We start from the raw sequence: 12,153 nt of genomic DNA on the forward strand, positions 1-12,153 counted from the left end.
CCCCGGCCGCCGCCTGCTGGGCGCGCCGAGGAGACCGCACGGATCAGTCCATCAGGGCCTTCGCGGCGGCGACAATCGCGTCCGGCTGCACGATGTAGGCATCCTCCAGCGCCTTGGCGAAGGGCACCGGGCACTGCGGGGCGCCGAGCCGGCAGACCGGCTTCTTCAGCTGGCCGAACAGCTCCTCGTTGATGGTCGCGGCGATCTCGGCGCCCGGGCCGAACGAGCGCACCGCCTCGTGCACGATCATCGCCCGGCCAGTCTTGGCGACCGATTCGAGCACGCAGGCGCGGTCCCACGGCGAGATCGTGCGCAGGTCGATCAGTTCGGCCGAGATCCCCGCCTCGGCCAGGCCCTGCAGCGCCATCTGGCAGCGCAACACTTGCGCTGACCACGACACGATCGTCACGTCGCTGCCCGGCACCACGACCTTGGCCTTGCCCAGGGGAATGGGTCCCTGATCGGCGGCGACCTCACCCGGCACGAACAGGGTCATGCCGCCCTCGATGAAGATGCACGGATCGGGATCGTCGATGCACGACAGCAGCAGCCCCTTGAGGTCTGCCGGGTTTGAGCCGGCGACGACCTTGATCCCCGCGGTATGGGCGAACCAGCCTTCGAAGAAGTCGGAGTGCTGTCCGGCGGTCTGCCAGCCCGCCCCGGTCAGCGTGCGGATGGTCAGCGGCACGCTGGTCTGCCCGCCCGACATGAACCGCAGCTTGGCCGCATGGTTCACGATCATGTCCATGGCAACCGTGGTGAAGTTCATCATCATGATCTCGGCCACGGGCTTGTAACCGGCCATGGCCGCGCCGATCGCCGCGCCCATGATCGCCTGCTCCGAGATCGGGGTGGACTTGACGCGGTCGGTCCCGAACTTGCTCGACAGGCCCTTCATCGTGCCGGTCACGCCGCCGCCCTCACGGTCGCCCACGTCCTCGCCCAGCACCAGCACCTTCGGATCGGCGGCCATCGCTTCCATCATGGCGGCGTTGATCGCCTGGATGCCGTTCATCTGGATCATATCGCTCATGCCGGCATCTCCTCGGCAAAGACATCGCGCCGCAGCTCGTCCAGCGACGGCACCGGGCTGTTCATCCCGAACTCCTGCGCGTCGGCCACTTCGGCCTCGATGGCGGCCTGCAGCGCGGCCAGGTCGGCCTCGCTGGCATGGCCCTCGGCGATCAGGCGGGCGCGCAGCGCGGGCAGCGGGTCGGCGGCCATGGCCGCGGCCTTGGCCTCCTTGTCCATGTAGAAGTCGTCGTCCCCGAGCACGTGGCCAAGGAAGCGGAAGGTCTTGCATTCCAGCAGGGTCGGCCCTTCGCCGCTGCGCGCCCGGTCAATGGCGGCGGTGACATGGGCATACATGTCATCGGCATCGTTGCCGTCCACGGTGAAGCCCGGCATGCCGTAGCCCGCCGCGCGGCGCGCGATGAAGTCGACCGAAGTTGCGTCCTCGTACCGGGTGTGTTCGGCGAAGCCGTTGTTGGCGCAGACGAACAGGACCGGCAGCTTCCAGACCGAGGCCATGTTGAGCGATTCGTGGAAGGCGCCGATGTTGGACGCGCCGTCGCCGAAATAGGCCACGACCACGCGCTTGCTCCCGTCGAGCTGGGCCGCCCAAGCGAGGCCGTTGGCGATCGGCATCGACGAACCGACGATGCCGGTGGTGACCATGATTCCCATGTCGGGATAGGTCAGGTGCATCGGCCCGCCCTTGCCCTTGCAGGTTCCGTCGACCCGGCCGGCGATCTCCGCCCACAGCGGCTTGAGCGGCATGTCCTTGGCGACCATGTCCTGGATGCCGCGATAGATCGTGCAGATCTGGTCTTCCTGGGTGAGCAGGTGCGAGATCGTCGCCGGAATCACCTCCTGCCCGCGCGCCGAATAGTAGGGCATCTGCAGCCGCCCGCGGCGCAGCGCCGCGCGGATGGCGTCGTCGTTGCGCTCGACGCGCAGCATCCGGCGATAGATGTCGACAAGCGCCGGGCCGTCCGGCCGTGCGGCATTGCTAAGCTCTGCCATGGTATCCCCTGATGGCTGGTTCGTGTGTCCCGGACTCTCGGAGCGGGGGGCGGACAGGTCAACCGCGCCACGGCGATATCTTGCCGTGGCCGCGTGGACCGCGCTGCCACGGCGTATAGGGAAGGACCCTTGCTGGCCGCTCCTGCGCCGGCCCACGACGGACCGCTGCCATGACCGAACGCCCGACCATCGAGGATGCCGCCGCGCGGGTGATCTCGCTCGAGGCCGAACTGGAAACGGCCGGTCATGCCACAACCGGCGGCGACGAGCTGGCCGCCACCCGCGCCGCGCTGCATGCCTGGGTCGAGACCGTGGTTGCCGCGGTTGCCTCGCCCGGGGTTGGCCGGGTCACGCTGATCCACGCCAATGGCACCCAGAGCAAGATCGCCGCGCCCGACCTGCCCTTCTTGCTGACCCGGCCGGTGTCGTTCGACCAGCAGGGCTAGGCCCCGCACCCCAAGCCCCGGCCGCCGCCCTGCCCCTCAAGGGGCGTTGTGGAGACCGGCGGCGTCTCGCGCGGCAAGATAGCCGAAGGTCAGCGAGGGGCCGATGCTGGCCCCGGCCCCGACATAGACCCCGCCCATGACGCTCGCGCTCGAGACCCCGCAGGCATAGAGCCCGCCGATGGGCGAGCCGTCGGCGCGCAGCACACGGGCGCGTTCGTCGGTGACCGCGCCGCCATAAGTCGAGACATCCCCCGGAACCACGTCGACCGCATAGAACGGGCCTTCGTCGATCCGTCCCAGCGCCGGGTTGGGCTTGAGGAAGGGATCGCCCAGCCACTGGTCATAGGCCCGGCCCCCGCGTCCGAAGTCGGCGTCGTGTCCGGCATCGACAAAGCCGTTCCAGCGCGCCACCGTCGCCTCCAGCGCCGCCGCCGGGACCCCGATCTGCGCAGCCAGGCCGGCCAGGCTGTCGGCCTCCTTGAGGTAGCCGCTGTCCTTCCACTGCTGGTAGTGCTTGGCCATGCGCACCCCGGCGATCGGATAGAGCCGGGCAAAGCGCGCGTCGAAGATCGCCCAGCTGGGGATCGCCGGCACGGTCTGGTCGCGTTCGAACATGGTCTGGCAGTAGAGCTCGTAGCTCCCGCCCTCGTTCATGTAGCGCTGGCCCGACTGGTCGACGAGGATCGCCCCGGGCTTGCCGGTCAGGCTCTGCGCCGGCGGCTTCACGAAGGCCTGTTCCCAGCCTGGCATGCGGGTCATCTGGTAGCCGACCATCTGGTCCATCTGGCCGAGCGCGGCGCCGATCCGCTCCATCTCGGCGTGGAGGTCGCCGGTATCGCCCTCGGCCGTGTTCGACCAGGCGGCCTGGGTTCCCGGCATGAACCGGTCGCGCATCGCCTGATTGCGGGCGAAACCGCCGGCATTGACCAGCACGCCGTGGCGCGCGGCGATCCGGCGCGGGCGGCCGTCCACCTCGGCCTCGACGCCCGCCACCCGGTCGCCCTCGGTCACCAGGCGGGTCACCAGGCTGTCTACCCGCACCTCGGCCCCGGCCGCGAGCACGGCCTTGAGCAGCCGTCCCTGCAGCGCCGCCCCGGCCGAGACCCACTGCTTGCCGGTGAGCTTGCCGGCGATCACCCGCAGCCCGATGCGCAGCAGCAGCAGCTTGATCGTCCAGCTCCGGCCGACCCAGGCCAGCTTGAGGCCCTCGGACAGCATGGCCGGCTGGCTGACAAAGCCGGGCCGCAGCCGCGCGGCCCATTCGCGGCCGAGTTCGGCCTTGTTGAAATAACGCGCGGTGAGGGTGCGGGTCGTCTTGCAGCCGCCGGGCGCCTCGTCATAGTAGTCGGGCCAGAAATCGGCGCCCCGCGCCAGCTCGATCCCCTGCGCGATCAGGAAATCGATCATCCGCTGGCTCTCGACCACATAGGTGCGGCGCTTCTCCGGGGTCGAGCCCGGCAGGTTCTCAGCCAGGGCTTCGAGATAGGCGATGCCGGCCTCGGTGCTGTCGACATCGCCTGCCTGCTGCATCAGCCGGTTGTTGGGCACCCAGATGACCCCCCCCGACTTGGCCGTGGTCCCGCCAACATAGGGGGTCTTCTCGAGCACGAGCACGCTCTTGCCTGCCTGGCGCATGACCAGTGCCGAGGTCATCGCGCCGGCGCCGCTGCCCACCACGACCCAGTCGAACGTTTCGTCGTATCCGCTCATGGCGCATTCTCCCATGGCCGCGGTTAGACCGCGCGCTGGCTGTGCCGACAAGCCGGCACAGCCCTATCGTCTGCGCTTATCGCCCGGGCGGATGGGAATGACCGCGTCCCATGGTAGAGCAGGGGCATGACCACCCTTCCCGCCTTTGCCACGATCCTGCTGGAGCGGCGCGGCCGCCTGCTGGCGATCACGCTCAACCGTCCGGACAGTCTGAACGCCTTCGATTTGGCGCTGCACGACGAACTGGCCGCGGCGTTGGCCTTTGCCCGCGACGATCCCGGCTCCGACGTGATCCTGCTGACCGGCGCAGGGCGCGCCTTTTCGGCCGGGGGCGACCTGGCCCATATCGCTGCCAGCGCCGCCGACCCGAAGCGGTTCGACCATGAGATCGAGATCGCCCGCGCCATCGTCCTGACCATGGTCGATATCGACAAGCCGGTGGTCTGCCGGATGAATGGCCATGCCGTCGGACTGGGCGCCACCGTGGCGCTGCTGTGCGACGTGATCTTCGCCGCCGATCGCGCCAAGATCGGCGATCCCCATGTGCATGTCGGGCTGGCGGCGGGCGATGGCGGGGCGATAGTCTGGGCGCAGCGGATCGGGCTGGGCCGGGCCAAGGAGTATCTCCTGGCCGGCGATCTGATCAGTGCCGCCGCGGCCGCCGAGATCGGACTGATCAACCACTGCCTGCCGGCCGAGCAGCTCGACGCCGCGGTCGCGGTCTTCTGCGACCGGCTGTTGGCCTTGCCGCAGCTGGCTTTGCGCCACACCAAGCGGCTGACCTCGATCGAGCTGCGCCGGCTGGTCGGGCTGATGCTGGACGAGGGCCTGGCGCTGGAGCGCGAGACCGTGCGCAGCGCCGACCATGCCGAGGCGGTCCGCGCCCTGATCGAGAAGCGCCCGCCGCGGTTCGGTCCGGCCGACTGAGCGGTCAGTCCGCGGCGGACTGTCCGAGCAGCGTCCGCGCCAGCCCGAGGACCGCGTCGAGGTCGCGTCCGGCCGAGGGGATGCCGCGGCGGTAGGTCGCATAGCCGTGGATCGAGCCCACGGCCTCGTGGAAGGCCACGGGCACCCCGGCCGCGGCGAGCGCCCCGGCCAGCGCGCGGCCGCCGTCCCGCAGCGGATCGAGCGAGGCGGTGGCGACCACCGTGGGCGGCAGTCCGGCCAGATCGGCCTGCAGCGCCGAGTGACGCGGACTGCACGGATCGGCGGCATAGGCGGCATTGAAGTAGACCATTTCCTCGGTCGACAGGCCGTAGCCGTCCGCGAAACGGGTCTGCGAGGGATAAGGGCGCGCGGCATCGGCCATCGGATAGATCGGCAGCAGCAGGCGCAGCGGCACCGCCGCGGGCCGGTCGCGCAAGGCCAGGCCCGTGACCAGCGTCAGCGTCCCGCCGGCGCTGTCGCCCGCCAGCACCAGCCCGGTTACCTGCAGGCCGAGCTCCGCCCCGTTCGCCGCGATCCAGCGCGCCGCGGCCTCGGCATCATCGGGCGCGGCGGGCCAGGGGTGTTCGGGCGCGAGGCGGTATTCGACCGATATGACCGGGCAGTCGAGCTGGCGCGCGATCTCGGCGGCCAGCGCGGCGTGGCTGGCCACGCTGCCGAGCACGAACCCGCCGCCGTGGAAGAACACCGCCACCGGCCCCGGCCCCCGCTCGGACCGGGCATCGAACAGCCGCGCCGGAAGATCCCCTGCCGGTCCGGGAATGGTCACGCTGCGGTCCTGCGCGAGCGGCCCGACCGGCAGGTCGATCTCCTGCACCATCTGCGCCATCATCTCGGGCGGGATCTGGCGAATCATCCGGATGCCCGCATCGGTCATCGGCGGGCGCGGCCGGGCCAGCAGAGCCTCGAGGAAGCGCGCCACCTCGGGCCGGATATAGGGGTCGGCATCGTTCACGTCGGACACGGGCAATTCCTCTCGTCTCGGGGCAGGACCTGCTGAGCGGTCGCTCGGTCAATCCAGTACCTTGCCGCGCTGGCGATCCCGACGCGGAGACCCATGGTCACTCCTTTATTCGATGATCGCGATGACGGTGCCGACCGGGTAGGTTTCGCCGACCACACCCTCGATGCGCAGGACGCCGCTGGCCGGCGCCTCGACCTCGTTGGACGACTTGTCCGCCTCGAGCAGGAACAGCGGATCGCCCTCCTCCACCCGCGCGCCATCGGCGACCAGCCATTCGGCGATCTGGCCTTCGTTCATCGAGAAACCGAGCTTGGGAAGCAGCACTTCAACGGCCATGGGATCTGTCCTCGGGATGGCTGATCCCCGGCGGTTACCGCATCGCGGGGCCGAGGCAATTCGCTTTTGCCGCGGCCCTGCGAAGCATCGTCGCCGCGATTGTGCGATCTGGCTTCTAGGACCGCCCGTCGGCCCAGCCCTCGCCCTCGCCCGGCTTGAGCGTGCGCTGCGGCACCTTGCCCGATTGGGTCAGGAGGTCGAACCCGATGCGGTCGGCCCATGGCTCGACCGGAACGCCAAAGGCGGAAAGCGCCCAGCTGGTCATGACGTAGTGACCAATAGTGAAAACCAGATCCATGCGCTGGCGCATGTCGAACAGCGCCTCGATCCGCTGCCAGGTTGGCGCCGAGACGCCGTGGGTGTCGAGCAGCTCGTCGACCGTGTCGATCACCGCTGCGTCGGCCTCGCCCCAGGCGTGGCCCTCGGGGTAGGTCTTGACTGCGGCGATCTCGTCCAGCGTTATCCCGCAGTTGAGCGCATAGCCGACGTGATGGTGCCACTCGTAGGCCGACTTCACCCGCCAGGCGATGCGCAGGATCAGCAGCTCAAGGTGGCGCGTCTCGAGCGTGTTGGCCAGCAGCAGCTGCTTGCCCCAATGGTTGTAGGCCATGCCCAGCCCGGGGTGATGGCCCATCACCGGCAGGATCGAGGTCTTCGAGCCTTCCTCGCGGGCATTGGGCTCGCCCCAGAAGGCGAACACGTCGCGCGCCTCCTCGGTCCACTGGTCCTTGGGCAGGGGCGGGATGCGTTGCGGGGTCTCGGTCATCGGGTTACTCGTGATTCAGTGGAGGGCGGTGGCGGCCGGGCGCGACGCGTCCCAGCTGCCCGAGCGGGCGAAGTCGGCCAGGCAGACCCGGCTGGCGAAGTAGCTCAGGGCGGCCGAGGGAAGGCCCACCAGCAGCACCGCGCGCATCGCCATGCCCAGCGCCGCCGTGCCATAGTGCGGGGTCAGCACGTCGCTGAGCCAGCCGACGAACAGCGGCCCGCCTCCCAGCCCGACGACGTTGATCACCACCATCAGGACGGCCACTGCAACCGAGCGGGCGTGGACCGGGGCGAGCCCCGAGATCACCGCCATCAGCGGCGCGGCCGACAGCCCGCCGATCATCATGTTGAGCCCCAGCAGGAGGAACACGTGCTGCCCCGACCCGGTCAGCATGACGAAGCCGATGCTGGCCGCTCCGATGGCACTGACCACCTGGATCCACAGGTACCAGCGCAGGTCACGCCGGCCCAGCCAGTCGGACAGCGGTCCCCCCACCGAATGGCCGACCAGCGAGCCGAGGAACAGCGCCCCACCCATGCCCAGCCCGGCCTCGCGCGGGGACATGCCGAAACTGCGGTCCATGTAGGCCGGGACCCAGCTGACCAGCCCCATGGTGAGCAGCGTGGTCAGCCCCGCGCCCAGCATCAGCAATGGCAAGGTCGGCACGGCAAGGATCTGGCGCAGAGTAGCCCAGAACGGCTCGGTCCGCGCCGCGGCCGCGGCATTGCCGTCGGCCAGCCCGGGGGGGATCTCGCGCAGGGTGAACAGCACCAGCGGCACCAGCACCACGCCGGGCAGCGCGGCCATCATCATCGCGTGGCGCCAGCCATAGACGCTGGTCAGCCACCCGCCGAGCGCCGGTCCCGTCAAGTGGCCGAGCGAGGCGCCGAGCAGGAAGATGGCGAGCGCGGTGGCGCGCTGGCGCATCGGGAAGAGATCGGCGATCCAGCTCTGCGAGGGTGGGGTGAAGGCGCCCTCGCCCAGCCCGATCGCCGCACGGCCGGCCAGCAGCAGCAGGAAGCTGCGGGCCTGGCCGCAAAGGAGCACGGCAAGGCTCCAGGTCGTCGCCGCCAGCGCGACGATCTTGCGCTTCGACCAGCGGTCGGCCAGCCTGGCCAGCGGGATCACCGCGATCAGGTAGACCAGTGTCACCGCGAGGTCCTTGCTCAGGCCGATCTGGGTGTCGGTCAGCCCGAGCTCCGCCTTGATCGGCTCGACCATCACGGCCATCATGAAGCGCTCGCCGGTGACCGAGGCGGAGACCAGCATCATCACGAACAGGAACCAGCCGCGGTAGGCCATGCTCGGCAGAACGGGATCGCCGGCAGCTTGCGTGGGAGTGGTCGGCGGGGTCATGCGGGGTCCTTGCGGGTCAGGGCGAGCGCGGACTGTTCCGCGCCGCAGGAGGACGGGCGCGTCGGCGCTGCCGCGAGTTCGGCGCGGGCGGCGGCGAGATCGGCTCGGAAGGCGGCAGCGCGGCGGAGCCGGGCGACGACCGGTTCGGCCAGGGCCATGCCCGCGGCGACGTCGCTGCGGAAGTGGACGTTGCAGACCCGGCGGCTGTCGGCGAAAGCGCGGCCGCGTGCCAGCAGAGCCGCGCGCCGGACGGGGAGCAGATCCGCCACGATCAGCGCCCAGCCATAGCCGATCGTGGCATGGCCCGAGGGATAAGAGCCATTGCCGCGCAGGCCTGGCTCCATCTCCGGGGTGCAGGTGGGCTGGCCATTACCCTCAAACGGCCGGTCGCGGTCGTAGCGCTGCTTTACCCCGGCGGAAACCCGGCCGAGGTCGGCGGCGGTCTTGCGCAGCAGCGCATCAAGCCGCGGTGTGGTCGCCGGGCCGATCGTGCGCCCCGCCGCGCAGGACAGGGCGCCCGTGGCCTCGGGCGACCACAGATCGGCATCGCGGCGCGCCAGCTCCCAGCGCGGCGATCCGCGTAGCGCCAGCGCGCGCTGCTCGGCCGCGCGGTCGCGCGCCAGATCCGCCGATTCCGGGGCGGGCGGCGGGGTCAGCAGGCTGGCCGCATCGGGCAGCTCAGCCGGCGCGAGATAGCCCTGCGCTGGCAGCGAGGCGGTCATCGGCGAAGGCGCCGGGCCTTGCGCCGCCCAGGCCGCAGCCGCAGCCAGCCCGGCCGTGATGGCGAACAGCGTTGCCGGTGCCTGTTGCATGGGCTCTCCCTTCCCTTTCGCCACGGCGCGCTACATCGGCGCGGTATCGGTGGTGGGTCGTATCAGCAATTGGGAGACGTTGGCGCGGCGCGGCAGGGTGAGCGTGAAGATGATCGCTTCGGCGATGTCGTCGGCCTGCATCGCCCCTGCCTTGCTGACATGCTGTTGCATCATCGCCGCCCAGGCGGGATCGGAGACGCTACCGGCGATCTCGGTCTCGGTTGCGCCGGGTTCGATCACGCAGACCCGGATGTTCTCGCCGCCCAGTTCCTGGCGGATCGATTCGGTGAAGCCGTTCACCGCGTGCTTGCTGGTCGCGTAGGAGGCGAACAACCCCGCCGCGCGGCGCCCCGCGGTCGAGCTGATGTTGATGATGTCGCCCCCGCCGGCGGCCCGCAAATGCGGCAGCGCCGCCTTGCAGGTATAGATCGTGCCCCACAGGTTGATGTCGATCACCTTGCGCCAGCCGGCGAGGTCGAGCGTGCCGATGCCGCCCGCCTCGTTCACCCCGGCCGAGTTGATCACGATGTCGAGCCGGCCGAGCTGCGCCACGGCCTCGGCCACCGCGGCGCAGGCGCTGGTTTCGTCGGCGACGTCGCTCTGGATCGCCACGGCGTGGCCGCCGGCGGAGGTGATGGCGGCGACCACGGCCTCAAGCCGGTCACGCCGCCGACCGGTGATGGCGACCGTGGCGCCGTGGGCGGAGAGCGCCCGCGCGGCAGCCGCGCCGATCCCGCTCCCGCCCCCGGTGATGAGCGCGACCTTGTCGATCAGCGGATCCTTCATCCATCCACTCCCGAAAGGGCGCCCGGCGCGGGGCCCGGGCGCCGGGCGGCGACGTGGCGGAACTCGTCGTAGGCATTGGCGGGCATGCAGAAGTCCGCCTCGACCGCATTGATCCGGTCCCAGGCGCCAGCGATCTCGTCCATTGTCGGCGGCCGGTCGAGCGGACCGTGCCAGCCGTCGGTCACTCCGGTGAAGACCCGCCCGATCCGCCCGGCAGCCGCCGAATAGATCGCGTGGGTCGAGCCGCAGTCGGGGTGGAGCAGCCAGGCGACCAACCCGGCGGTGAAGGCCGGATCGAAGGTGGCGTGAGCCCCGGCGACCCACGGGTTGCCGCCCAGGCCGCTGCCATCTTGGGCGCTGCGGGCAACCTCGCGGGCCATGCCGCTGGCGGCATTGGGCATGACCGCATTGCAGGTGATGCCATGGGCCCGGCCTTCCTCGGCCAGGACCCCCATCAGCCCGGCGACCGCGCCCTTGGCCGCGCCATAGGCCGACAGCTGCGGCATGCCGAGCATCCCGGCCGAGCTGGTGGTGAAGACGATGCGGCCATGGCCCTGCGCCACCATCGCCGGCCAGGCGGCCTGGGCAAGATGGAACGACCCGCCGAGATGGACCGCCAGCAGGCTCTCCAGATCCTCGGCGCGGGTCTGGGGGAAGGGCGCGACGCGGATCGTCCCGGCGTTGAGCACCAGTCCGTCGATCCGCCCGAACCGGTCGATCGCGGCCTGGGCGAGGTGCTGGCAGCCTGCCGGGTCGGCGACGCTGGCAGAATCGGCCTGGGCATGCCCCCCGGCGCCTACGATCGCCGCGACCACCTCGGCCGCCGCCTCCGCAGCGATGTCGTTGACCACCACGGCGGCTCCGCGGGCGGCGAGCTCGAGCGCATAGGCACGGCCCAGCCCCCCGCCCGCCCCGGTCACCACGGCAACCTGGCCGTCGAGGCGCAGTGCCCCCGTCATGCCTCGAGCCGGGCGAGCACCTGCGGCAGATCGACCGTGGTGCGGATCCCCGGCGGTGCAGCGCAGACCGCGGCCACGGCGTTGACCGCGCGGTGGGCGGTCAGGCCGGGGGTGAAGGCGGCATAGTTCTCCGGCGCGACCGGGAAAGTGATCCCCACGTCGAGCGGGGTGTCGCCCTCGACCCGGATGCGCCAGCCGGATTCGCGCAGCTGCCAGGCATCGGTGATTGCGGTGGTCACGAACCAGTTGGCGCGGAAGCGAAGGCGCGGCGTGCCGCGGTGGAGCCCGTCCACGGTCACCCGCTGCGCGGCCATGGTTCCCGCCTGCACCGGGCCGGCTGCGATCTCGATGTCCGCGCGGGCCGGTGAATACTCTCCAAAGGCGCGCCACTCGTCGATCTCCAGCCCGATCCCGGCGGCCAGCTGGGCCAGCGACGCGGAGAAGTCGGCCTTCACGTGATCGGCGCGCGATTGGTCGAAGGCGGCCATAGGCTGACCGAAGCCCATCACCTCGAACAGCAGCTCGGGCGAGTTTCGGGTCGAGACGTCACCGTATTCGTCGATCGTCAGGCAGTCGAGCCGGCGCGAGAGCGACAGCAGCGGGATGGCCAGCGCCTCGGTGACAAAGCCGGGGCTTGAGCCCGTCGAGTAGATCGAGCTGCCACCTGCCGCGCAGGCCTCCTCGATCGCCTGCCGCTCGGCCGGGTCCATGCGGGGTGGGTGGTGGAAATCGCCGCGCGTGGTCACGACGTTGCGCCCGCTGGCCAGCAGCTGGCAGAGCTCGGCGATGTCGGTGCCCTGGCGCATGTAGAGCACGCAGTCGGCGGGGATCGCCAGCACCTCCTCGAGCGTCCCAACCGCACGGATGCCGGTTTCGGGGAGGCCGCACAGGGTACCGGCGTCGCAGCCGAGCTTGGCCGGATTACTGACCCATAGCCCGGCCAGCTCCAGCCCGGGATGCTCGATCACCGCGGCCAGCGCCCGGCTGCCGATATTGCCCGTGGCCCACTGGACCACTCTCAGCCTCGTCCCCATCCGCTCTCTCCGGC

13 protein-coding genes are annotated in these 12,153 nt (G+C 70.6%); 2 read left to right on the forward strand and 11 right to left on the reverse strand.

Features of this window, described 5'->3' with window-relative positions:
- Window positions 1–43 precede the first annotated feature (43 nt).
- Window positions 44–1,033, reverse strand: a complete 990-nt coding sequence (locus H7F53_RS00860) for an alpha-ketoacid dehydrogenase subunit beta (RefSeq protein WP_185677571.1) — start codon at window positions 1,031–1,033, stop codon at window positions 44–46.
- Window positions 1,030–2,025, reverse strand: coding sequence for a thiamine pyrophosphate-dependent dehydrogenase E1 component subunit alpha (locus tag H7F53_RS00865; protein WP_185677572.1), 996 nt, complete (start codon window positions 2,023–2,025; stop codon window positions 1,030–1,032). Before H7F53_RS00865 ends, H7F53_RS00860 begins: the two co-directional genes overlap by 4 nt.
- 170 nt (window positions 2,026–2,195) lie before the next feature.
- Here H7F53_RS00865 and H7F53_RS00870 point away from each other — a divergent pair, with 170 nt between their 5' ends.
- Complete coding sequence (locus tag H7F53_RS00870) at window positions 2,196–2,471, forward strand: hypothetical protein (protein WP_185677573.1); 276 nt, start codon at window positions 2,196–2,198, stop codon at window positions 2,469–2,471.
- 36 nt (window positions 2,472–2,507) lie between these two features.
- On the opposite strand, the gene H7F53_RS00875 is transcribed toward H7F53_RS00870, so the two are convergent.
- Window positions 2,508–4,181 carry an FAD-dependent oxidoreductase gene (locus tag H7F53_RS00875; RefSeq protein WP_185677574.1) on the reverse strand — a complete coding sequence of 558 codons (1,674 nt, stop codon included), beginning with the start codon at window positions 4,179–4,181 and terminating at the stop codon, window positions 2,508–2,510.
- Window positions 4,182–4,307: 126 nt separating this feature from the next.
- On the opposite strand from H7F53_RS00875, the gene H7F53_RS00880 reads away from it, so the two are divergent.
- On the forward strand, window positions 4,308–5,108 hold the full coding sequence (locus tag H7F53_RS00880; protein ID WP_185677575.1) for an enoyl-CoA hydratase/isomerase family protein: 801 nt from the start codon (window positions 4,308–4,310) through the stop codon (window positions 5,106–5,108).
- A gap of 4 nt (window positions 5,109–5,112) precedes the next feature.
- Here H7F53_RS00880 and H7F53_RS00885 read toward each other — a convergent pair whose 3' ends face one another.
- The 8 genes from H7F53_RS00885 to H7F53_RS00920 form a co-directional block, all read right to left on the reverse strand.
- Window positions 5,113–6,090, reverse strand: a complete 978-nt coding sequence (locus H7F53_RS00885; protein WP_343061838.1) for an alpha/beta hydrolase — start codon at window positions 6,088–6,090, stop codon at window positions 5,113–5,115.
- 105 nt (window positions 6,091–6,195) lie between these two features.
- On the reverse strand, window positions 6,196–6,426 hold the full coding sequence (locus tag H7F53_RS00890) for a biotin/lipoyl-containing protein (protein ID WP_185677576.1): 231 nt from the start codon (window positions 6,424–6,426) through the stop codon (window positions 6,196–6,198).
- Between the two features lie 115 nt (window positions 6,427–6,541).
- Complete coding sequence (locus H7F53_RS00895) at window positions 6,542–7,192, reverse strand: carboxymuconolactone decarboxylase family protein (RefSeq protein ID WP_185677577.1); 651 nt, start codon at window positions 7,190–7,192, stop codon at window positions 6,542–6,544.
- A 15-nt stretch (window positions 7,193–7,207) separates the two neighbouring features.
- Entirely contained in the window at window positions 7,208–8,548 is a 1,341-nt protein-coding gene (locus tag H7F53_RS00900; protein WP_185677578.1) for a spinster family MFS transporter, read from the reverse strand.
- On the reverse strand, window positions 8,545–9,360 hold the full coding sequence (locus tag H7F53_RS00905) for an acid phosphatase (RefSeq protein ID WP_185677579.1): 816 nt from the start codon (window positions 9,358–9,360) through the stop codon (window positions 8,545–8,547). Before H7F53_RS00905 ends, H7F53_RS00900 begins: the two co-directional genes overlap by 4 nt.
- Window positions 9,361–9,390: 30 nt before the next feature.
- A complete protein-coding gene (locus H7F53_RS00910; RefSeq protein WP_185677580.1) occupies window positions 9,391–10,146 on the reverse strand; it encodes an SDR family oxidoreductase in 756 nt (251 codons plus the stop codon).
- On the reverse strand, window positions 10,143–11,105 hold the full coding sequence (locus H7F53_RS00915) for an SDR family NAD(P)-dependent oxidoreductase (protein ID WP_185677581.1): 963 nt from the start codon (window positions 11,103–11,105) through the stop codon (window positions 10,143–10,145). The genes H7F53_RS00910 and H7F53_RS00915 overlap by 4 nt, the downstream gene beginning before the upstream one ends.
- The gene (locus tag H7F53_RS00920) at window positions 11,102–12,139 is read right to left on the reverse strand and encodes an NAD(P)H-dependent amine dehydrogenase family protein (protein WP_185677582.1); all 1,038 of its coding nucleotides are present in this window, start codon (window positions 12,137–12,139) and stop codon (window positions 11,102–11,104) included. The genes H7F53_RS00915 and H7F53_RS00920 overlap by 4 nt, the downstream gene beginning before the upstream one ends.
- Between the last annotated feature and the right edge of the window lie 14 nt (window positions 12,140–12,153).

It is taken from the genome of Novosphingobium piscinae (assembly GCF_014230355.1).
In the GTDB taxonomy this organism is placed as follows: Bacteria; Pseudomonadota; Alphaproteobacteria; order Sphingomonadales; family Sphingomonadaceae; genus Novosphingobium; species Novosphingobium piscinae.

Bases quoted from the DNA above. Each gene is read 5' to 3' on its own strand.
- H7F53_RS00860 (WP_185677571.1), bottom strand. From the start codon at position 1,033: ATGAGCGATATGATCCAGATGAACGGCATCCAGGCGATCAACGCCGCC.
- H7F53_RS00865 (WP_185677572.1), bottom strand. From the start codon at position 2,025: ATGGCAGAGCTTAGCAATGCCGCACGGCCGGACGGCCCGGCGCTTGTC.
- H7F53_RS00870 (WP_185677573.1), top strand. From the start codon at position 2,196: ATGACCGAACGCCCGACCATCGAGGATGCCGCCGCGCGGGTGATCTCG.
- H7F53_RS00875 (WP_185677574.1), bottom strand. From the start codon at position 4,181: ATGAGCGGATACGACGAAACGTTCGACTGGGTCGTGGTGGGCAGCGGC.
- H7F53_RS00880 (WP_185677575.1), top strand. From the start codon at position 4,308: ATGACCACCCTTCCCGCCTTTGCCACGATCCTGCTGGAGCGGCGCGGC.
- H7F53_RS00890 (WP_185677576.1), bottom strand. From the start codon at position 6,426: ATGGCCGTTGAAGTGCTGCTTCCCAAGCTCGGTTTCTCGATGAACGAA.
- H7F53_RS00895 (WP_185677577.1), bottom strand. From the start codon at position 7,192: ATGACCGAGACCCCGCAACGCATCCCGCCCCTGCCCAAGGACCAGTGG.
- H7F53_RS00900 (WP_185677578.1), bottom strand. From the start codon at position 8,548: ATGACCCCGCCGACCACTCCCACGCAAGCTGCCGGCGATCCCGTTCTG.
- H7F53_RS00905 (WP_185677579.1), bottom strand. From the start codon at position 9,360: ATGCAACAGGCACCGGCAACGCTGTTCGCCATCACGGCCGGGCTGGCT.
- H7F53_RS00910 (WP_185677580.1), bottom strand. From the start codon at position 10,146: ATGAAGGATCCGCTGATCGACAAGGTCGCGCTCATCACCGGGGGCGGG.
- H7F53_RS00915 (WP_185677581.1), bottom strand. From the start codon at position 11,105: ATGACGGGGGCACTGCGCCTCGACGGCCAGGTTGCCGTGGTGACCGGG.
- H7F53_RS00920 (WP_185677582.1), bottom strand. From the start codon at position 12,139: ATGGGGACGAGGCTGAGAGTGGTCCAGTGGGCCACGGGCAATATCGGC.